The sequence below is a fragment of the Helicobacter sp. genome (assembly GCF_022511165.1).
In the GTDB taxonomy this organism is placed as follows: domain Bacteria; phylum Campylobacterota; class Campylobacteria; order Campylobacterales; family Helicobacteraceae; genus Helicobacter_C.
Genome location: NZ_JAFLSB010000009.1, coordinates 1 through 20,889 on the forward strand (window position 1 = coordinate 1; position 20,889 = coordinate 20,889).

Annotated in this window: 21 protein-coding genes (1 of these 21 only partly in view); 7 read left to right on the forward strand and 14 right to left on the reverse strand. The window is 39.3% G+C overall.

What is annotated here, in order from left to right:
* Window positions 1-186 precede the first annotated feature (186 nt).
* The 8 genes from J1E28_RS02200 to J1E28_RS02235 form a co-directional block, all read right to left on the reverse strand.
* Window positions 187-1,392, reverse strand: coding sequence for an NAD(P)-dependent alcohol dehydrogenase (locus tag J1E28_RS02200; protein WP_291026306.1), 1,206 nt, complete (start codon window positions 1,390-1,392; stop codon window positions 187-189).
* A gap of 132 nt (window positions 1,393-1,524) precedes the next feature.
* Window positions 1,525-2,385 carry an aldo/keto reductase gene (locus tag J1E28_RS02205; protein WP_291026347.1) on the reverse strand — a complete coding sequence of 287 codons (861 nt, stop codon included), beginning with the start codon at window positions 2,383-2,385 and terminating at the stop codon, window positions 1,525-1,527.
* Between the two features lie 333 nt (window positions 2,386-2,718).
* The gene (alaS, locus tag J1E28_RS02210; RefSeq protein WP_291026307.1) at window positions 2,719-5,385 is read right to left on the reverse strand and encodes an alanine--tRNA ligase; all 2,667 of its coding nucleotides are present in this window, start codon (window positions 5,383-5,385) and stop codon (window positions 2,719-2,721) included.
* A gap of 12 nt (window positions 5,386-5,397) precedes the next feature.
* Window positions 5,398-5,994 (reverse strand): phosphatase PAP2 family protein, encoded by a 597-nt coding sequence (locus J1E28_RS02215; protein ID WP_291026308.1) that lies wholly within the window; start codon window positions 5,992-5,994, stop codon window positions 5,398-5,400.
* A gap of 70 nt (window positions 5,995-6,064) precedes the next feature.
* Window positions 6,065-6,991 carry a 4-hydroxythreonine-4-phosphate dehydrogenase gene (gene pdxA / locus J1E28_RS02220; RefSeq protein ID WP_291026309.1) on the reverse strand — a complete coding sequence of 309 codons (927 nt, stop codon included), beginning with the start codon at window positions 6,989-6,991 and terminating at the stop codon, window positions 6,065-6,067.
* Window positions 6,979-7,776 (reverse strand): pyridoxine 5'-phosphate synthase, encoded by a 798-nt coding sequence (locus J1E28_RS02225; protein WP_291026348.1) that lies wholly within the window; start codon window positions 7,774-7,776, stop codon window positions 6,979-6,981. Before J1E28_RS02225 ends, pdxA begins: the two co-directional genes overlap by 13 nt.
* Window positions 7,777-7,791: 15 nt before the next feature.
* Window positions 7,792-8,274 carry an acetolactate synthase small subunit gene (ilvN, locus tag J1E28_RS02230; RefSeq protein ID WP_291026310.1) on the reverse strand — a complete coding sequence of 161 codons (483 nt, stop codon included), beginning with the start codon at window positions 8,272-8,274 and terminating at the stop codon, window positions 7,792-7,794.
* A 17-nt stretch (window positions 8,275-8,291) separates the two neighbouring features.
* Window positions 8,292-9,989 carry an acetolactate synthase large subunit gene (locus J1E28_RS02235; RefSeq protein ID WP_291026311.1) on the reverse strand — a complete coding sequence of 566 codons (1,698 nt, stop codon included), beginning with the start codon at window positions 9,987-9,989 and terminating at the stop codon, window positions 8,292-8,294.
* 105 nt (window positions 9,990-10,094) lie between these two features.
* On the opposite strand from J1E28_RS02235, the gene J1E28_RS02240 reads away from it, so the two are divergent.
* Together J1E28_RS02240 and J1E28_RS02245 are read left to right on the forward strand one after the other, a co-directional pair.
* Window positions 10,095-10,604 carry a DUF4878 domain-containing protein gene (locus tag J1E28_RS02240; protein ID WP_291026312.1) on the forward strand — a complete coding sequence of 170 codons (510 nt, stop codon included), beginning with the start codon at window positions 10,095-10,097 and terminating at the stop codon, window positions 10,602-10,604.
* Window positions 10,605-10,659: 55 nt separating this feature from the next.
* Window positions 10,660-11,211 (forward strand): YiiX/YebB-like N1pC/P60 family cysteine hydrolase, encoded by a 552-nt coding sequence (locus J1E28_RS02245; RefSeq protein ID WP_291026313.1) that lies wholly within the window; start codon window positions 10,660-10,662, stop codon window positions 11,209-11,211.
* A gap of 4 nt (window positions 11,212-11,215) precedes the next feature.
* Here J1E28_RS02245 and J1E28_RS02250 read toward each other — a convergent pair whose 3' ends face one another.
* The 5 genes from J1E28_RS02250 to J1E28_RS02270 all read right to left on the reverse strand — a co-directional run bounded on the left by J1E28_RS02250 (window position 11,216) and on the right by J1E28_RS02270 (window position 16,946).
* A complete protein-coding gene (locus J1E28_RS02250; protein WP_291026314.1) occupies window positions 11,216-12,619 on the reverse strand; it encodes an FAD-linked oxidase C-terminal domain-containing protein in 1,404 nt (467 codons plus the stop codon).
* A gap of 3 nt (window positions 12,620-12,622) precedes the next feature.
* Window positions 12,623-13,396: a plasminogen-binding N-terminal domain-containing protein gene (locus J1E28_RS02255; RefSeq protein ID WP_291026315.1), complete on the reverse strand. Its 774-nt coding sequence runs from the start codon at window positions 13,394-13,396 to the stop codon at window positions 12,623-12,625.
* Window positions 13,393-14,040 carry an NUDIX hydrolase gene (locus tag J1E28_RS02260; protein ID WP_291026316.1) on the reverse strand — a complete coding sequence of 216 codons (648 nt, stop codon included), beginning with the start codon at window positions 14,038-14,040 and terminating at the stop codon, window positions 13,393-13,395. The genes J1E28_RS02255 and J1E28_RS02260 overlap by 4 nt, the downstream gene beginning before the upstream one ends.
* Complete coding sequence (locus tag J1E28_RS02265; protein WP_291026317.1) at window positions 14,037-15,293, reverse strand: peptidoglycan DD-metalloendopeptidase family protein; 1,257 nt, start codon at window positions 15,291-15,293, stop codon at window positions 14,037-14,039. The genes J1E28_RS02260 and J1E28_RS02265 overlap by 4 nt, the downstream gene beginning before the upstream one ends.
* Window positions 15,294-15,425: 132 nt before the next feature.
* The gene (locus tag J1E28_RS02270) at window positions 15,426-16,946 is read right to left on the reverse strand and encodes a DASS family sodium-coupled anion symporter (RefSeq protein ID WP_291026318.1); all 1,521 of its coding nucleotides are present in this window, start codon (window positions 16,944-16,946) and stop codon (window positions 15,426-15,428) included.
* 203 nt (window positions 16,947-17,149) lie between these two features.
* On the opposite strand from J1E28_RS02270, the gene J1E28_RS02275 reads away from it, so the two are divergent.
* The 5 genes from J1E28_RS02275 to J1E28_RS02295 are packed head-to-tail and all read left to right on the forward strand — an operon-like array spanning window position 17,150 to window position 20,641.
* Window positions 17,150-17,338 carry a hypothetical protein gene (locus tag J1E28_RS02275; RefSeq protein ID WP_291026319.1) on the forward strand — a complete coding sequence of 63 codons (189 nt, stop codon included), beginning with the start codon at window positions 17,150-17,152 and terminating at the stop codon, window positions 17,336-17,338.
* Between the two features lie 60 nt (window positions 17,339-17,398).
* Complete coding sequence (locus J1E28_RS02280; RefSeq protein WP_291026320.1) at window positions 17,399-17,611, forward strand: flagellar biosynthesis anti-sigma factor FlgM; 213 nt, start codon at window positions 17,399-17,401, stop codon at window positions 17,609-17,611.
* 60 nt (window positions 17,612-17,671) lie between these two features.
* A complete protein-coding gene (locus J1E28_RS02285; protein WP_291026321.1) occupies window positions 17,672-18,097 on the forward strand; it encodes a hypothetical protein in 426 nt (141 codons plus the stop codon).
* A gap of 8 nt (window positions 18,098-18,105) precedes the next feature.
* Entirely contained in the window at window positions 18,106-19,926 is a 1,821-nt protein-coding gene (flgK, locus tag J1E28_RS02290; protein ID WP_291026322.1) for a flagellar hook-associated protein FlgK, read from the forward strand.
* A gap of 7 nt (window positions 19,927-19,933) precedes the next feature.
* On the forward strand, window positions 19,934-20,641 hold the full coding sequence (locus J1E28_RS02295; RefSeq protein WP_291026323.1) for an EI24 domain-containing protein: 708 nt from the start codon (window positions 19,934-19,936) through the stop codon (window positions 20,639-20,641).
* Window positions 20,642-20,801: 160 nt separating this feature from the next.
* On the opposite strand, the gene J1E28_RS02300 is transcribed toward J1E28_RS02295, so the two are convergent.
* On the reverse strand, window positions 20,802-20,889 hold the 3' end of the coding sequence (locus tag J1E28_RS02300) for a DUF4105 domain-containing protein (protein ID WP_291026324.1). Its footprint extends 1,598 nt past the window's final position; 88 of the gene's 1,686 nt are visible here — the last part of the coding sequence; its start codon lies beyond the right edge, outside the window — the gene reads right to left on this strand; its stop codon occupies window positions 20,802-20,804.

Genomic DNA, 20,889 nt, shown 5'->3' on the forward strand with positions numbered 1-20,889 from the left:
CTTAGCCTCTATGAAACTTAGACAAAGCCCTAAGCAAATAAGAAACGAAACTAAAATTTTATTTAGCATTTGAATTCCTTTAGATTTATGCAAAAAATATATAAAAGAATTTTATTTCCTTATTTGACAAGGCAAAATCTCTAAATTCTAGTCCAAAACTAGAATCTAAGCCATAAAATAAAAGCCTTAGCTAAGGCTTTTCATATCAATGACAAAGCGAAAATCCGCCTCGCCCTTAGCCACCTTTTGATACGCCTCATCGAGCTTTTGTATAGGGATTATCTCTACTTTTGGATAGATTTTATTTTTCACAGAATAATCAAGCATTTCTTGGGTTTCTTTAATACCCCCAATCAGTGAAGCATAGATTTTTTTATCTCTAAACTGCCAAACAAAAGCATTCACATCAAAGTTAGGAAAATCTTTAGGTGCAGGTAAGCCCACGATTGCCATTTCTCCGCCAAGTTTGAGCATTCTTACATAGTCATTAATATCATATTTATAAGGAATTGTTGAAATAATAAAATCAAAGCGGTTTGCAATCTTTTTAAATTCCTCGCTTTTTACATCAACAAATGCCTTTGCCCCAAATTTTAAACACGCCTCTTTCTTGCTTGGCACAATATCAAAGCAAGTAACCTCCGCGCCCAAAGCCACCATATATTGCAACGCCATATGCCCTAAGCCGCCAACCCCTGCCACAGCGACTTTATCGCCTTTTTTGACTTTGCTAAATCTAATAGGCGAATAAGTCGTAATTCCTGCGCAAAGCAAAGGGGCGACTTTCTCAAACTCGGCATTTTTTGGCACTTTAATCGCAAATTTTTCACTCACCACGATATTATTAGAATATCCTCCATAGGTAATTTCATCATTATGAAACACATCTTTGCTGTTGTAGGTAAAAACGGTTTTGGCATTCGTGCAATACTGCTCCTTGCTTTGCTTACACGCCTCGCACTCTCCGCAGGAATTTACCATACAGCCAACCCCCGCATAATCTCCAACCTTAAACTTACTCACCTTTTTGCCCACAGCGACAACCTCACCTGCAATTTCGTGTCCGGGCACCATAGGATAATTTGCCTTGCCGTGGTCTCCTTTGACTGTGTGTAAATCACTATGGCAGATTCCAGCATATCTAATGGCGATAAGCACATCGTTTTCTCCCAAAGGGTGTCTTGTAAAAGAATAGGGCTTAAATTTCCAATCCTTGCTAAAAGCCGCATAGCCTTTGGCGGGGATTCTCTCACCCTCTTTAAACACGATTTTTGCGCTATTTGCCTCATTTTGAGCGGCAAAGAGGGTGTCTGCCCCTAGTGTTAGAGCGGCTAAGCCCCCGACAACTTTAGCTGAATCTTTAATAAACTCTCTTCTTTGTGAATCTTGCATTTTTTCTCCTTTTGATGATATATTGATTTTGTTATTATATCCAATCGTTTTTTTTTTTTTGCAAGTTTTTTGTAAAAAAATTTTAAATTCAGCCAAAAACTTTGCAGGTGCAAATTAAGGCTGAATTTTATCTTAGAATTTATCTCTATGCACCTCTATCAAAAACTTCGCAGTTTGCGGGTCTTGATGATTTAAAAAGAGGCTTTGCTTATTATCAAGTGAAGCAATTTTTTGCATATCCTCATCGCTCAAAGCAAAGTCAAAGACATTAAAATTCTCAATCATTCGCTCTTTGCGTATGGTTTTTGGAATAGCGATGATATTTCTTTGAATCTGCCACCTTAAAATCACTTGTGCAATGCTTTTATTGTATTTTTTGCCAATCGCACTTAAGGTTGGATTAGAAAACATATCATTCTTTCCCTCACCAAAAGGCGCCCAAGATTCCATAGCGACATTATATTCCTCTAGAATCTTTTGTGCCTCAAATTGCGCGAAAAAGGGATTGCACTCGATTTGATTGAGTGCAGGTTTGATTTCGTTATTAAGACAAAAATCAACGATTCTATCCGGATAAAAATTGCTTACCCCAATAGCTTTGAATCTACCCTCTTTGTAGAATTTACTCAAGGCTCTCCACGCTCCATAAGTATCATTAAAGGGCTGATGTAAAAGCATCAAATCCACATAATCAAGCCCGAGCTTACGCAGAGATTCCTCACACGCTTTGAGCGCTTTTTCTTCCTTGTAATTATTAATCCAAAGCTTTGTTGTGATAAAAAGCTCCTCACGTTTTATGCCACCACTCATAGCATTCTTTATTGCCGCACCCACTTCTGCTTCGTTAAAATAAGCTTGAGCTGTATCAATGCTTCTATATCCTACTTCTATGGCATCTTCAACACATCTTTGTGTCTCTTTTGGTTCTACTTGAAAGACTCCATAGCCTAAAATGGGCATTTTAACCCCATTATTTAATGTTACAAATTCCATTGTTCCTCCCTTTGCGTAGTTATTTAAGTTTTTGTTCTCGCTTATCTTATCTTGTAAATTATCTCCTGAATCTGCATCATTGCAAGCACTTAAAGTAAAAGCTCCAAGAGATGCAAGAGACGCCATTGTAGTGAGTTTTGCAGAGGTTTTAAGAAATGCTCTGCGCTTAGAGCTATGAGAAAGCTTAGAAACTTTTTGCATATTTCTCCTCCAAAATAGATATGTAATTATAAAACCTGATACCTAGTATCTGTCAAGGGGAGAAAGAAAAAATAAAAAATAAATTATAGATAAGAGTTGGAATCACTCACCAATAAAAATTTAAGAGATTGGCTACGCGCTTAGCTCCTTTATAGCCATTTCTCTTGCAAATTTTAAGGCTTGGGGGATTGCTTGTATATCTTTGCCTCCAGCAGTGGCAAAATCTGCCCTACCTCCACCATTTCCGCCTAGCTTAAGAGCTACTTGCTTGACCCACTCTCCTGCCTTTATGGGCGCGTTTTTCACCCCTGCGCTCAAAGCCACCTTGCCATTAGATTCTGTAAGTAGCAGTATCGCCACACACTCATTTTCATTTTTTGCCCTATCAATCATCTCTTTTGCCTCATCTGCGCTCACAGCCTCAAGCTTAAGCACAATAAGCCTTATGCCATTTATCTCCTCAAAATCAAGGCTTTTCACGCTTTGCTTTGCTTTTTGCACTTTTTCTTTAAACTCAAGGAGCTGATGCTTTATCTTTTCTATGCCCTGCAATACATCTTGAGTTTTGAGTGTCTCTCTTGCCTGATTGAGCTCAAGCAAGGCATTCTTACCATACTGATATGCGGCTGCGCCACATACAGCTTCGATTCTGCGCACACCGCTACTCACGCTTGATTCTTTAGTGATATAAAAACTCCCAATTTCGGCAGTATTTCGCACGTGAATCCCACCACAAAGCTCAATAGAATCCCCAAAGCTCACCACACGCACCCTCTCTCCATATTTTTCGCCAAAAAGTGCCTTTGCACCCATAGCTTTTGCTTCTTTTATGCCCATATTTTCACATTTTTGGCTATTGGCTTGTAAAATTTGAGCATTCACGAGCTGTTCAATCTGCGTAAGCTCCTCATTTGTAAGAGCCTTTGGGTGAGAGAAGTCAAAGCGCAGACGATGAGGCTGCACAAGGCTTCCTGCTTGAGCGATATGGCTACCTAGAACCTGCGTGAGGGCTAAATGGAGCAAATGCGTAGCCGAGTGATGTTTAATAATCTCAAAACGCGCACTATCTACCATTGCCATCACTTTTTGCCCCACCTGCAAAGAGCCTAAAGCCTCTACTTGCGAGAGATTTAAGCCAAAAAATTTTTGCGTATCAAGCACATTGGCACATTTTTGCGCGGGGCTTGTTTCTGTAAGCTTATGGGGAGAGTATAGCTCGCCTCTATCCCCCACAGGTCCTCCAGATTCAGGATAAAAGGGCGTTTTATCAAGCATTACCCAGCCCTGCTCACTTGGCTGCAAACTCTCTACTCTCCTCAACTCACTATCAAGCAAGGCTTGTATCGTGCAAAGCTCTTGTGTGCTTTCATAGCCAACAAATTCATTTTCGCCAAATTCATTCAGTAATGCCTTAAAATCACCCTCTTTCAAGGCATCTCCGCTTCCTTTCCAACTCGCCTTAGAGCGGGATTTTTGCTCATTCATACATTGCTCAAAAGCCTCCATATCCACCTCTATGCCATTTTCTCGCAACATATCTTGGGTAAGATCAAGCGGGAATCCATAAGTATCATAGAGTTTAAACGCTACTTCACCGCTAAAATGTGCCTTTTGTCCTTGTGCCGCGCTTTGCAAATGCTCTAACTCCGTGCTAAATAAGCTCATTCCTAATTCTATGGTTTCAAAAAATCTCGCCTCTTCTGCCTTGCATTGCTCCATTATGGCACTTTTACGCTCTTGCAAATAACCATAGGTTTGCCCCATACATTCACATACTGCGCTCACAACTTCATATAAAAAGGGCTGTTTTAGTCCTAATAAATAGCCGTGTCGCACTGCTCGGCGCAAGATTCTACGCAATACATACCCACGCCCCTCTTTATCAAAATTTACTCCTTGCGCAAGGAGAAATGCTACACTCCGCGCATGGTCAGCTATCACGCGAAAAGAAGCTTGAATCTTTTTAATCTCAAGTACTTGTGCTTCTTGTAAATCATTTCTCTCAAAGATTTCATCATCGCCAAAATATGTCTTGCCTGTAAGTCTTTGAATACATTGCATTAAAGGCGCAAAAAGGCTTGTATCAAAATTATTAATCTTGCCTTCTTTGAGTGCTATTACGCGCTCTAATCCCATACCTGTATCAATGCTCGGCTTAGGTAGTGGAGTGCGCACACCATCTTTTTGCTCAAATTGCATAAAAACAAGATTCCATATTTCTAAGAATCTATCCCCCTCACCGCCAAAATAATCCTCTGTGCTATGAAAATATTTTTCACCCTGATCTACATAAATTTCACTACAAGGTCCGCAGGGTCCGCTATCACCCATTTGCCAAAAATTATCCTTATCGCCCATTCTTTTAATGCGCTCACTCGCAATATGCTCACACCATAGCTCATAGGCTTCATCATCGCTCTCGTGGATTGTTACATAAAGCACACTTTTATCAAAGCCTAATACCTGTGTAACAAACTCCCACGCATACGCTATCACATCTTTTTTAAAATAATCGCCAAAGCTAAAATTCCCAAGCATTTCAAAAAGTGTGTGATGCCGCGCTGTATAACCGACATTTTCTAAATCATTATGCTTTCCACCTGCGCGAATACAAAGCTGCGAGCTTGTAGCACGAGGAGGAGTGGGAGCAGGAATCTTGCCTGTGAAAATATCCTTAAATTGCACCATACCCGCATTTGTAAAAAGCAAACTCGCATCATCTGGCACAAGTGGCATAGAATCATAAACCTTATGCCCTTTTTTGCTAAAAAAATCCACATATAATTGACGAATATCCATATCAAGCTCCTTTTAGAACCTATGTGTTATATAAAGGCTTACAAGCGTATTTCCCTGTATATCACGCTCAATATTTGGCAACACAAGCGTATTTTTAGGCTGATACTCTTTGGTAAAAAGCCACGCAAAACCCCAAGCAATAGCTGCACCCACACTCACTTGTAAGAGAGAATGCTTTTGTGCCTCAACTCTTGAAGCTGCTGTGAGTATAGCAAGGATCCCAACAGGCACAGCACTTTTTATACCATAGCGATAATATACATATCCTGCCGCGCTAAATGCACCCGCACTATGCCCACTTGGCATACCTTTATATATATCGCAACACGGGCGTTTTGCCCATTTGATAGGATATTTATGACTTGAGAAACTATCAAGACTAGCTTTTATGCCCTCTGTAACAAGCTGTGTGCTTAAGCTCCCAAGCAATAGCTGCCCCACACCCTCATAATCCTCAAATGCCACAGATACAATCATCGTATAAATAGGCAAATAACGAAACACATCGCCAAATTGCTCGAATTGATCTTCCTTTATGGCATATGCAGAGCTAAAACATACAGAGTTTAGGGCGCATACAAGTAATAAACGCATTAAAATACATTTCATTTTTAGCCTTTGTGTAAAATAAATATCTTATTATAAGATTCTATCCTTAAAAGCTTGCTCTAGTGCGTGTTTAAGCTTTTGAGAGGGCATAAGTAATAGCATTGAAATAGCTTTGCAAACTTATATGACTTCCCTTTTTATAAGCTTTATCATACGCCACGCCGTGATCCACAGAAGTGCGCAAAATAGGCAAATCAAGGCTTATATTAATACTCTCTTCAAAATAAAGTGCTTTAAGGGGAGCTAATCCCACATCGTGATACATACTCACAACATATCTAAATTTTTTGCGATTAAGCGGTGAAAATGCGCTATCTGGCGGATATGCACCAAAAAATAAATCCTTTTGTAGTTGTTTATTTGCTTCTTGCACCGCCAAAGTAATATCACTATCCTCATTCCCCATAACACCCTCATCACCACAATGTGGATTAAGCCCTAGCACACAGCAAGGCTCATCTAAAGCAATAGCCTTGGCAAAACGCAATAAGAAATCCTCTATGCGCTCTTTATTCACAAGCTTACTTACCTCGCTTAAAGCGATATGATCAGTAAAAAGCGCGACAAAAAGTGAAGGGCAGCCTAGCATCATTATGCTTTGGCGTCCAAAATATGATGAAAGGGCATCAGTATGTCCCACAAATGTAATCCCTGCTTTTTGCCACGCTTTTTTATGTATAGGCAGTGTTACTAAAGCTACACATTGCCCACTTTGAGCAAGCCTCACTCCTTGCATAAAACTTTGATAACTATATGCACCACTTTGCGCACTCACACAACTAGGCATTATAAGATTTTCTAATTCATACTCAAAATCCCCCACACACTGCATATCTAAAGGGAGAGGATAGCCTAAAAGCGCGCTTGCAGATTCTACAACCTCCCTATGCACACAATACAGCGGCTCACACCATTGTGTGATATGCTTATGCGCCTTCAAGGCAATTTCAAGCCCTATACCATTAACATCGCCAATGCTGATAGCTATCTTTGGCACATCGCCTCTTTCATTTGTATAATGGCTCGCTCTAAGCCCACAAACACTGCCCTTGCAATAATGCTATGCCCGATATTAAGCTCACTAATATGAGGAATAGCCGCCACTGCTTGCACATTTTGATAATTTAAGCCGTGTCCTGCAAAACATTTGAGTGGGCGCGCATCTGTGCTAGAAGTTGCCAAAAGAGCACATTGAGCGAGACTTTCAAGACTTTCTTGAATCTGCTCCAAAAGCTCTTGTGTGGGTAAATCCATTGCTTTAATACTATGCTGCGTGCGAGAGAGATTGCTATTAGCCATTAGATAAAGATTTGCATACCTGCCTGTGTGAAGCTCAACTGCATCAGCCCCAAGCTCTCGTGCAAGGAAGATAGATTCTTTTTTAGGGTCGATAAAAAGCGCGCTCGCAATACCCACAGATTCAAAGGCTTTGAGTGTAGCGCGAATGCTATCATAATGAGTTTCTATATCAAGTCCCCCTTCAGTTGTAATTTCCTCACGTTTTTCAGGCACAAGTGTAATGCGTTGGGGCTTTAAGGCACATAGAGAATCTACAATCTTTTCATCAAGAGCAGATTCAATATTAATAGGTAATGGACTTGCTTGGATAATACGTTTGACATCATTATCGTGAATATGTCGCCTATCTTCGCGTAAATGCAAGGTAATTTGGTTTGCCCCTGCATTTTTTGCCACAAAGACTGCCTCAAGCGGATCTGGCTCATTAATAGCTCTCGCTTCACGCAAAGTTGCAATATGATCAATATTTACACCTAATCTTATAGCCATATATACTCCTTATTTTTCCATTGCTATCACGCCACTTCGAACAATTTCCTTTGGATTAAAGGTTTTTATAGCAGCAATAAATTGATTAATCGCGGCTGGTTTGTCAGTAGCAATCACAATAATGTATTTTTCATTTGCATTGACAATCTTGCCATTATATGCTTTACAAAGCACTTCTATATCTGCCAAACGCTCACTTAATGGAATCTTTACTAATACTGCTTCTTTTTCAAGCAAATCATCATTTGAAACCACACTCACCACAGGAATAAGCTTATGCAACTGCTTAATAATCTGCTCAATAACTACTTCGGAGCCTTGCGTAACAATGGTTATACGCGAGAGATTGCTATTAGGAATAGGCGCGGTGGTAAGAGATTCTATATTATAGCCTCGCGCAGAAAAAAGCCCAGAGATTCTTGCAAGCACACTATGCTCATTAATCACATTCACACAAATACTTTTTTTAAGTTCTTTATTCTTTGCTTCCATTTCACTTCCTTTTGGCATTATTTACGCTTTTTATGCGGGAGTATCATCTCATAAATCGCCCCACCCATTGGCACCATAGGCAAAACATTTTCGTGTCTATCAATGATAACTTCAATAAATGATACCTTTTTAGCCTCTAGGGCTTGTTCTAACGCACCTTCAAACTCATCTTTGCGCTCCACTCTAAAGCCCACACCCCCAAAAGATTCTATAAGCTTTACAAAATCTGGCTGCAAACTTAAATCTGTATGCGAAAAACGATTATCATAAAAAAGATGCTGCCACTGCCTTACCATTCCTAAATAATTATTATTTAAAATCACATTAACCACAGCAATCTCATAAGCAACGCAAGTCATTAGCTCTTGAATATTCATTAAAATCGAGCCATCGCCTGTGATATTAACAATCACCTTATCCTCACACGCAAGTTTTGCCCCAAGTGCAGCAGGTAGTCCATATCCCATTGTGCCTAGTCCGCCACTGCTTAAAAACTGACGCGGAAAGCTAAAAGGATAAAATTGCGCTGCCCACATTTGATGCTGTCCTACATCTGTGGTAATAATCGCCTTTTCGCCCAAACGCTTACCAAGCTGCTCAATAACCCATTGGGGCTTAATAGAAACCTCACTATCCTCATAGCTTAATGGGTGCTGTTGTTGCAATGAGCGCAAATGCTCTCTCCACTGCGCGATATGCGCTCTCTCATAGCCATTAAGCTCTTGTATCATATCACCTAAGACATTCTTTAAATCCCCCACAATAGGATAATCCACACTGATAATTTTACCAATAGAGCTTGGATCTATATCAATATGCGCAATCTTCGCGTGTTTTGCAAAAGCGCTCAATTTGCCTGTTACCCTATCATCAAAACGCGCACCTAAACATACGAGCAAATCACATTCACTCACCGCCATATTTGCTGCATAAGTCCCGTGCATTCCAAGCATTCCAAGCAAATTTTCATCATCATAGGCTAAGACACCAAGCCCTAATAAAGTCTCTACGCAAGGAATCCCTGTGTAATGAGAGAGTTCTTTAATCTCTTTTGCTGCATTAGAGAGTATCGCTCCTCCACCGATATATAAAAGTGGCTTCTTTGCTTCTTTGATAGCGGCACAAAGTTTTTTAATTTGACGTGGATTGCCCTTAATCGTAGGCTTATAACTTTGCAATGCAATAGAATCCGGATAATCAAAAAGACCGAGTGTTGCCGTAACATCTTTTGGAATATCTACAAGCACCGGACCTTGCCTCCCACTGCGTGCAATATAAAACGCCTCTTTTAGGATTCGAGGAAGCTCCTCAATATTGCGCACCAAAAAATTATGCTTCGTGCAAGGACGAGAAATACCCACTGCATCAATTTCTTGGAAAGAATCTGTGCCAATTTGTGTAATAGGCACTTGTCCGCTAATAACCACAAGCGGAATAGAATCTGTATAAGCCGTAGCTATGCCTGTAATGGCATTTGTAAAGCCCGGACCAGAAGTGATAATTGCCACACCCACTTCGCCACTACTTCGCGCATAGCCATCAGCTGCGTGTACTGCGCCCTGCTCGTGTCGCGCGAGAATATGATTAAAATACTGCTGTTTATAAATCTCATCATAAATATATAAAACCGCACCTCCGGGATATCCAAATACGACCTTTACGCCTTCTAAGTGCAAGGCTTTAATAATCATTTGCGCCCCTGTTAGCTTCTTCATACATACCCCTTTGTTTTGCGTATCAAAAAGGCTCAATCATACCTAAAATTTGTTTAACATATAACACAAACACACAATGCAATTTCTGCGCTTTTAGGCTATGTTTTGTATTTTTTACGCTTTTTTAAAACTCAAAAAGAATTAATTTTATATGCTCTATATGCGAGTTTTTATGTAAGTTTGGTTAAAATAGGCATTTTTAATTTTAAACTTAAAGGAGCAAAAATGCTAAAGAAATTCGTGACTTTGATTATGGGCATAACGCTTGGAGTATTTTTTGTTGGTTGTGGAAGCTCGCCTAAAGATGTGGCGGTATCTTTTATGGAAGATGCATATAAGGGCAATGGTGATAAACTCATTAAATATGTGTATATCCCTAAAAAAGAAGAAATCGGAGGAAAAGAATTGGCTGAAGGTAAACTCAAAGCCGCCGCACAAAGAGCCAAAGAAACTGCACAAGAAGCCGGTGGTTTAAAGAATATTGAAGTCGTATCCGAAGAAATAAAAGAAAAAAGTGCACATATCGAACTGCGTGTGCATTTTAAAAATGGTAATCACAAAGTTGAAAATGTAAGACTAGTTAATGATGATGGTAAATGGAAAATTAGGCTTTAGGGTATTATATATTGGCGCTTTTTGTGCCATTATGAGCATTATAGTAGGTGCTATAATGCTCTATCCTACCGCTTCCCAACCCCCCACACTCTCTCACAAAGACTTGCATTCCCTCCCTCCACTTGAAATAGGTGATATTATCCTGCGCGAGGGTATAGGCATAGAGAGCATCGTTATTCAAAAATTAAGCCATCATCGCTACACACACATTGGTTTAGTTGTGAGCAATAAGCCTATTATGATTTTGCACGCTACGCCCGATGATAATCCTTTTAAGCCCAATCAAGTGATTCTAAGCTCCTTTGATGAATTTCTTTTTCACGCACGAGATATTGCAATCAAACGTTTTCCTTTAAATCCTACTACACAAGAGCAAATCATCTTACACTCAAGCCTATGGCTTGGCAAACCCTTTGTGCTAAACACAGATGCAAATGCACTCTATTGCACCACCTTGCTCAAAGAAATTCTTTCGCCTTTTATTCCGCTTGATGTAGCCTATGAATATATTGACTTTCCCGCTTTTAAGGGTGCATATCTCTTCCCCAAGGCATTTTTTGAAGATACACATTCTACTTTAATTTATGAAAGCAAAGCTCATTTATAGAATCTTATGCTTTATCTCCCATAACAAGCCCCATTTTGCCCGGATTGAGGATATTATTTGGATCAAAAGCCTTCTTAATGCGCGCAAACAAATCCATTTCTGCCTCACTAAAAGCTAGGCGCATAAAAGGAGCTTTAGAAAGCCCTATGCCGTGCTCTCCACTCAATGTCCCCTCCAAAGCAATGGCGATTTTGAAAATCTCCTCTATGCACTCATAGCCTTTTTGCAATTCCTCTTTATTATTTGGATCTGGCACCATTACATTCACATGTACATTTCCATCGCCTGTATGCCCAAAGCAAGGAATCTTAAAATGATATTTTTTATTGAGCTCTGCTATGGAGCTAAGTAGCTCTGGAAGCGCGGAACGCGGGACGGTAATGTCTTCATTAAGCTTTTTCTTGCCATAAATAGTAATACTCTGGCTGACATTGCGTCTTGCAAACCATAGATTCTGTGCCTCTGCATCATCTTTTGCGATTCTAAAATCAACACAACCATTTTCTTTGAATCTCGCCGATATAACCTCAAGCTGAAAATCTAGCTGCTCTTGCAAATCACCATCAACTTGTGTGATAAGGATTGCTCCGGCATCTATGGGTAAGCCTTTGTGAAAACGCTCTTCTACTGCACGAATACTCAAATTATCTAAAAACTCCATTGCCACAGGTGTGATTCCACTTGCCATTGTCTTATAGACTGCATTCATCGCGGATTCTATACTTGGAAACACCCCCATTGCCGAGCGCGAAAATTTAGGCTTTGCAATGAGCTTAAGCGTAATCTCTGTAATCACAGCGAGATTCCCTTCGCTTGCTATCAAAATCCCCGCAACATTAAATCCTGCAACATCTTTTATCGTCTTTTTTCCCGCACGTATCACATCGCCATTAGGAAGCACTGCACGCAATGCCATTACATAATCTTTTGTAATGCCATATTTTGCCGCACGCATACCGCCGGCATTTTCGCTGACATTGCCTCCAAGCGTGCTGTATTCTTGACTTGCTGGATCTGGAGGGTAAAAAAGTCCTCTCTTTTCAACGGCTTCTTGAAATATTTTATTGACTACACCCGGCTGCACCCTCGCGATGAGATTCTTTTCATCAATCTCTAAAATACGATTAAAATGCCGCTCCATTGCAAGAATAATCCCACCATTAACAGGCAAAGCTCCACCGGTAAAGCCACTCCCCGCACCTCTTGGAATAACTGAAATCTTGTGAGTATTGCAATAGGCTAATACTGCGCTTACATCTTGCTCATTGCGTGGAAACACGACTGCTTCAGGCTCATAACGTTCCCTTGTCGCATCATAGCAATATGCTACTAAATGCGCCCTATCATCATAGCAATTCTCCTCTCCCACAATGCGCTTGAGGGCTTGAATATGAGATGAATGAAGCATTTTTTACTCCTTAGTCTTAAGATGAAAGGCTTGAAGATAAGGGCTTAAGAGATTATCATAATAGCTAAAATATTGACGCGATTTTTTTGAGCGCAATTTGCTTGCAAGTGAGCCGGTATTAATATTGGCAATACGAGAGAAAAATGGCGAATTTGTGTGTTCTAGGCTTGGTTTTGGCAAGGCTATTTCTTCTAAAAGCGCAAAACTTTGGCAATCAAGCACATTGATACCATTTGAAGCAAAAACATAAATGAGCCCTATGCTATAAGTGCTACAAAAATCCTTGAAATGCTTGGGTTTTGGATCATTTATGCCATCTTTTGCCAAAAATGCAGCAAATACATCAATGTGCATAAAATGCGTTTGCTCTTGTGGAGGGAGATTTTCATTATAAGAGAGAATCTGATTATAGCTTGTTTGATCTGGAGCTATGGCTATGGCTTTATTATAAAATCCTCCAAAAAGCACCTCATCGCCTTGTACTGGAGTAGCTGTGGGCGTGGGGAGATATTTTTGCTCAATACTATCAAATGGTGCATATTCCGCATAAGCCACACCATCTTTAATCTGCGTAATACGCGCATTGGCAATAATCACATTATAGCCCTCTTTATGCGTGAGAATAATGCCACTCTGCCCGATTTTAAAATGTTTTGCAGGAAAACTTACAGATTTAGCCCCTACATCGCTAATGCGCTCCCTTACAGGGCTTGTCTCAAGCCCATATAGCATATTTACACATAATAACCCCAATGCCCACGCTATGCCTCTCATCATTGCTCCTGCCCCCTAGCTTGCGCTTTTAATCTCTCATAATGGCGTAAAAACCACAACACCCCAAAGCTCAAGCCGGGCGTCTTGATAATATGCGAATCATACACAAATGCTTCTACATCGCTGACTTTCACAAGCACAGATTCTATCACTTCACCATCAACACCGCCCCCTGCATTTACTCTTTGGCTTTCATCTATGGACGCATAAAATAAGCTTTGTTTTGCCCCACTATGCCCAACAGCCGTAGAAAAAGTAGTAATAAACTCAAGCGAATCCACCTTATATCCACATTCTTCAAGCACTTCTTCTTGCGCAATCTGCTCTTTAGTTTTATCTTTTTTATCGACAAGCCCAGCACAAAGCTCATAAGTATAACCCAAAGCTTGTGTATGGGCGTCTATATGGGTGAGGGTATCTTCATTAGGAAGCATTCGCGCAAAAACTGCGGGGCGGAACTGCTTCACAAAAAGTAAGCTATCCTCTTTGTGATGATAAAGCACAATGGCTACAGAATCTAAACTTTGCATAAAATCCCAGCTGCGCTTTACTCCATTCTCACTATAAAGCATTCTGCGAGGCTTAATATAAGGAGAATCAACGCATTGACAAAAACTTATATCGCTAATATGTGAAAAATTTTTCATAGGATTACGCTCGTTGTGCCTGTGGAGATACCTCGTGCCTGTGTATCTTTTGCTTCTGTCTCTTCTTTGATAGAATCTGCCTCCATATAATGTGGTTCATTGGGCAGATTCAGCTCCTCATTAGGTGTAATAGCATTAACGCTTTGGGTAAGGGCTTCTTGCAAATAAGGTATAAACTGCTCGGTGAAAGCAATAAAAGCTTCCTTTTCTTTGCCTTGTAATTCCTTGCTTACAGCCTTTACGCTTGAAAGAGGATTGATTGGCACATTGTTACGATAAAGCCCAAAATGCAAATGTGGTCCTGTGCTTAAGCCTGTCGTGCCAACACGCCCTATCACCTGCCCTTGCTTCACTTTTTTACCCACTCTCATACCGGAAGCAAAAGAATTCATATGCGCATAGAGCGTTTTGAGATTGTTTTCGTGGCGGATTTCAATGAGATTCCCATAACCCCCTTTTTTGCCAACAAATATTACCACCCCACTAGCAGCAGCATAAATAGGTGTGCCTTTTGGAGCAGCATAATCCACCGCATAATGCGGTCGTATCGTGCCAAGTATAGGGTGCTTTCTCCCTAGAGAAAATCTTGAACTTATCCTTGCCCCTGATATGGGTGTTTGAAGCAAAAAGCCCTGAATCTCCTTGCCCTCCTTATTATAATAGCGTCCATTGTTGTAACTAAAAATATAATGTGGCTTTTTATTAATCTCCACCACCGCTGCCTTAATATTCGCATTTTTAAGAGGTTTGCCTAAACGATATTTGCGATCATAAATGAATGCTAATCTATCATTTTTTAAGATACTATGAAAATTAATGCTATTTTTATAGGCATTTAAAAATTCACCCACCAAGGCACTATCGTGCGTCATTTCCATCAAATCTTGATAGGGAGATTTTTGAATAGAGAGGCTAATTGTCTGCTCCTGCTCAAAATAAATCATAGGCGTAAAATCAAGTGCATATACACCATCACGTTTAAAAATATGAATCTGCATACCATCGCCTATGGGAATAAGGGCTTGAATGAGTTCATCATTTTTATCTAAAAGCGTATAGTAAGTCACACCAGCATAAATCTCTGAAGTAAGCTCTCTATCTTTTGGAGGGAGATTATAATACACGCTTGTAGGAATATCATATTTTTGAAAAAATGCAAAAAGTGTGTAGCCTGATTCCCAAGTGTGAGAATGCGCCACCGCACCAAAACACAAGCTACTCCATATGCCTATAAACAAAAAGATTTTTTTCATTATAAAAACACCTTGATTGATAATCTTTAACATAGAATCTAAACGCTTAAAGTGTGGGATTTTAGTATAAAAACCTTAATAAAGATGTTAAACACACTTCTTGCATTATTTGTAATAACTTTTAGGCAATATTTAGATTTCTAAAAACCACCGCCAATACACATACGAAAAAAGCGTTACAGCTATAATGCCCACCACACTCAGTAAAAAACCAAAACGCACCATATCCCACGCTTTCATATTACCTTTGGCAAAAACAATCGCATTTGGTGGGGTGCTAATAGGAATCATAAATGAAAAACTTGCGCAAATGGTAATGGCAAGCATTGTGATTGTAGGCTCTTTGCCCTCCAAAAAAGACTGCGTAGCAGTATAAACAATAGGAAGCAAAATTGCAATGAGTGCCGTGGTGCTTAAAAATCCTGTTGCTATAATCGCACTCACACAAGCTAAAAATAAAAATATAATAAAAGGCAAGCCCGAAAATTGAGCAAAAAATCCCTCAAATACGCTACTTAGTTCAGATTGAGCAAAGGCGGTAGCGATACAAAATCCTGCGCCAAATAAAAAGATAAGTTCATAAGGTATGGATTTAGAATCGTCCCAATCCAAAAAGCCAATTTTAGGCACAAACATAAGTAGCCCAAAGGCAAGAAGTATCACATTTTCATTCAAGCCTAAGCCATTATAAAAAGGCTTGATAGGGGAATTGATAAAAAGTATAACTAAAAGGATAATGATAAAAAATGCCAAACGTTTATGCGCAAAGGTAAGCTTTTCATCTTCAAAGAGATTAACTTCAATAGAATGCTCTTTAGTATGAGCTGAAAGTATGTAAATCATCGCATAAAGCATAAGTAAAGTAAGTGGTAGCATCATAAAAATCCAAGTTGTAAAACCAATGCCTTCAAATCCACGACTTTCTATGAATCCTAAAAAGATAAGATTGGGTGGAGAGCCTATGGGCGTGGTGATTCCACTAATACTTGCCCCAAAGGCAACAGCAAGTAAAAATCGCACTTTTAAAAAATAATCTTTAGTGATTGAAAGTGCAATAGGCAAAAGCAAAATTGCCACAGTAGAATTTGACAAAGCTGTTCCTAGAGCTGCTGAAGCAAAGCCTAGAGCTGAAATCACACCCTTAGGGGTTTTTGGAAAAAGAGCGAGGAATTTTTTGGCGATGATTTTATGCAAACCAATTTTTTCTGTCGCCGTAGCGAGCATAAAACCGCCTAAAAACAAAAATATTACAGGATTGCCATAATTTGCTGTGGCACTTTTGGTATCTAAGATTCCAAAACTTGGAAATAAAATAATAGGCAAAAGCGACACCACGCCTAGAGGCAAGGCTTTGTTTGTCCAAAGAGCCACAAGCAAGGCAATGATTCCAATAAGAGCTGAAACCTTAAATGAAGCCTCAAGATAAAAATGTGCTAAAAAAGCGCAGATAATGCCTAAAAGAAGCGCAGATATCAAACCTAGAATAATTCTTGCAAAAGGCGAGAGTTTTTTAGAATCTTGATTTTCTTCATATTCATCGCTTAATTCATCTACAATATCTTCATTTTCTTTTTTATTAGGCGATATATGTTTTTTGCTGCGAGAAACTGGCTTTGTTTCTTTGCTTTTTGTAGGATTTGTAGTCTTTCTCATTTAAAAACCTTAACTTATGCCCTTGTAAGATAAAATCTCTTTGTTTTTAATGGCGGATTTTAGTATAAAAACCTTAATAAAAAATGTTAAAATAAGTATTGAAATGTCGATATAAAATTTATTTGGCATTGTTTTTGCATATTTCTTGCAGGTTTATTTTTATAGAATCTAATTTAGATTCTATATTTATTTAAGGAGTAAATATGGGCGCAGGTTTAAGAAATTGGCTTATTCCTACACTAAGCTTTATCGGGCTTTTGTATATTTTGCTTTTGCTTGGTATTTGGGCTTATCGTGTCGATACAAATGTGCCATTTTTTACAAATGATGGTCCTAAAGATGCAGCAACACTTAAAAGCTTTGCAAAAGAAATGAAAAAATATGTGGAATAATGCTAAAATTTTTGAAACTTTAGCCGATTTGGCAATAAATCACTTTAAAAGGGGTGTCCTATGATAAATGGTGTAAATGCAAGTATTGCTACAGCAAATACTCTCAATAGGGAAGTGCTTAACAAGCAAAATGAAAGCACTGAAGCAAAAGAAAAAGAGCAAGTGCAACTTTCACGCGCAGAACAGATCAAAGAACAAATCAAAAATGGTGAATACAAAATCGATTTGCAACAAACTTCAGAAAAAATGGCATCAAATTTGCTTAACCTATAAAACTCTCCTCCATTGATGCAAGCATCGCTATTGTAACAATGGAGCATATAGGATTAGGTTATGCTACATACTTACATTGATGGTGCTATTGCTGATTTAAGAACATTAATAGAGCTTACAAAGCTTGATAATACAGATATACAAGCCGCTAATCACGAGGCGATTTTTGGACGCTTAGAGCAAAAAGATTCGCTTGTGAAGGCATTTGAAGAGAAAAAATCTCTTATCCACCAAGAAATGCTCATTTTGTGTGAGAAAAATCCTCATAAATCGCTTAAGGACTTGCTTGATGAGACCACAAGCACTCTCTTAGATACAATGCGAGATGCACTGAGTGAGCTTAAAATCCTCAATAGCAATTATGCAAGAAGCGTATTTGCTGTATCAGAGTTTTATAATTCCCTCATTCAGCGCATTATCCCTCACGAAAGCAATGGCTATGGTGACCAGCGTTCGCAAGGGCATTTGCTCAAAATTCAAGCTTAAGGAATAGTATGGGCGGTATCCTCTCCTCTCTTAATACCTCTTACACCGGCTTACAAGCACATCAATTAATGGTTGATGTAACCGGTAATAACATTTCTAATGCAAGTGATGAATTTTATAGCCGCCAACGTGTGCTTGTGCGCCCTGAACGCCCACTTTACTATCAAGATTATAATCTCGGTAGGGGGGTAAGCATTGAAACCATACAGAGAATCCACGATGAATTTGTCTTTAATCGCTATCGCAAAGCCGCCGAGGAAGCTCAATATTATGATACGCATTTTACAACCTTGCGTGAAGCTTCGGCTTTTTTCCCCGAAGTCGATGGCGTGGGTATTTATAATGACTTAGAAGAATATTTCAACTCGTGGAAAGACCTTGCTAAAAATGCCACGGACCCAGCTCAAAAGCAGGTTTTAGCTAAAAATGCACAAGTTTTAAGTAAAAATATACAAGATACGCGTTTGCGTCTTGTAAGATTGCAACAAAAGGCAAGTGAGGAGCTTGAAGTAACTATCAAAGAAGTGAATCGCCTTGCCAAAGAAATTGCCCATATTAATGGCAAACTCAAAGAAATGGAAGACCAACGCGAACTCAAGCAAGCCAACGAATTGCGCGATAGACGCGATGAGCTAGAATACAATCTCCAAACACTCATAGGCGCAAATGTCTTTAAAAATCATCTTGATTCTAATGCCTCTATCCACCCTAAGTTAGCGGATTTTGATGATGAATATGTGCTCAATATCGGCTTTGGGTTTAATATCGTTGATGGCGCAATGTATCACCCTATCGTGCTTAAAAAAGATGATAATCACCTCAACCTTAATCGCGTGTATTTTCAAGGCGATGATTTTAAAACCGTTGAAATTACAGATAAAATCGTGCAGGGTAAGGCAGGCTCACTTATTAGTCTTTACAACTCTGGAGAAGCTGGCACACGCGTAGGAAAACTCCAAGATTATATCAATAACCTTGATATTTTTGCAAAAGGCTTTATTGAAGCAACAAATGCCATTTATTCTCAAAGTGCTGCCACACAGATTCGCAGTGATAAGCTTGATGTGTGGAGTCTCAATGCTCTTGTAGATAGTAATTATAATATCAAAACAGGAAGTTTTGATGTTGTTGTGTATAGCACACAGGGCGATGAGATTGGGCGCAAGACAATCTATATTAATGAAATTACTACAATGAATGATGTTGTGCGTGCGATTAATGCAAATACTGATGATAATAAAGACAATAATGCCCTTAACGATATTGACGACCATTTTCGCGCATATTATGACAATGACAGCGGAGAATTTAATATCTTAGCCAAGAATCCTTCACAAGGGCTATATGTCGCCATACAAGATAATGGCACAAATTTCACTGGTGCTTTTGGCTTAAATAAATTTTTTGATGGCAAAGATGCACACGATATTGCGCTTAATTACGAATATGCCAAAGACGCCACGCTCATACGCCCGTGGCTCGCACCTGTGAATGGAAACTTTGAAGTAGCAAATATGATGCAGCAGCTCCAATATGATGATGTGGATTTCTATATCAATAAATTTGAAACCAAGCAAATGCGCATTTCAGAATATTATCAATTCCTCTCTGGGCGCGTGGCAAACCAAACTGAAGCCACACAACGCACAAAAGAAACCAAAGATTCTGTGCTTGCTGCAGTCAAAAAGGAGCATTTGGCAATCTCACAAGTAAGCCTTGATGAAGAAATGGTGAATCTCATCAAATTCCAAGGTGGCTATGCAGCAAATGCAAAGGTAATTACAACCATTGATAGAATGATAGAAACGCTACTTGGTATCAAGCAATAGCCCCACAATGCGCCACATTCTCACCCAAAGTTTCAAAGATTTTTTACACCCAAAGATTCTTGCTCTTGTATGTCTGCCTTTTATCTTTAATGTATTGCTTTTAGGGAGTTTCATATATGCCTATGGCTCTATGCTCTATGAGTATCTTTTTACTCTTATGCCGCATTTTGTCCAAGATATAGCCACAAATGACGCGCTTTGGGCGAAGATTCTCTACTCTTTAAGCCTTATAAGCTTTTATATCGCTATGTTCTTGCTTATCCTTCTTTTTGCATTGCTTAGCAATCTCTTTTGTGCGATATTTTACACGCCTTTTATCGTGCATTTTGTGCATAAAAAGGACTTTGCCCATATCACATTGCAACCTTTTGGCACTCTATGGGGCGATAGCCTTGCTTTTTTTAAAGATGCTCTTATTTTTGTAGCACTTTTTGTGCTGTGTGTGCCTTTGTTTTTTATCCCACTTATTGGGAGCTTTGTGCCTTTTACATTAGGCTTAGTGTTTTTTAAAAAGCGCACTTTTTATGATGTGAGTAGCTGCATTATGAGCAAGACAGATTTTAAAGCCCTGCAAAAAGCCACTTTGTCAAACTACACTTATGCTCTCACTGCCTATATCCCTAGCCTTATTCCTTTTGTGAGCTTTTTTGTAATGCCCCTGCAGATTCTGCTCATCACGCGCTATGTGTTTCATCATATCGCCAAAATACCATAGCCCCCAAAGATTCTCCATATTCAATTTTACTTAAAGCTATTTTTTAGCAGAATCTACATTTTTACATTATCTTGCCTAAAAGGAGCACAAGCCAAAAACCGATGTGTTTGCTCCCATTTAAAGCCACTTATTGAAAGCCCACAAATTAAGATACAATACATCAAAAATTCACACTCACTCCAAGATGTAGGCTCATATAGTCCCTACTTGATAAAGTTTTCATATCTTTATAACTTGCCTTAAGATAC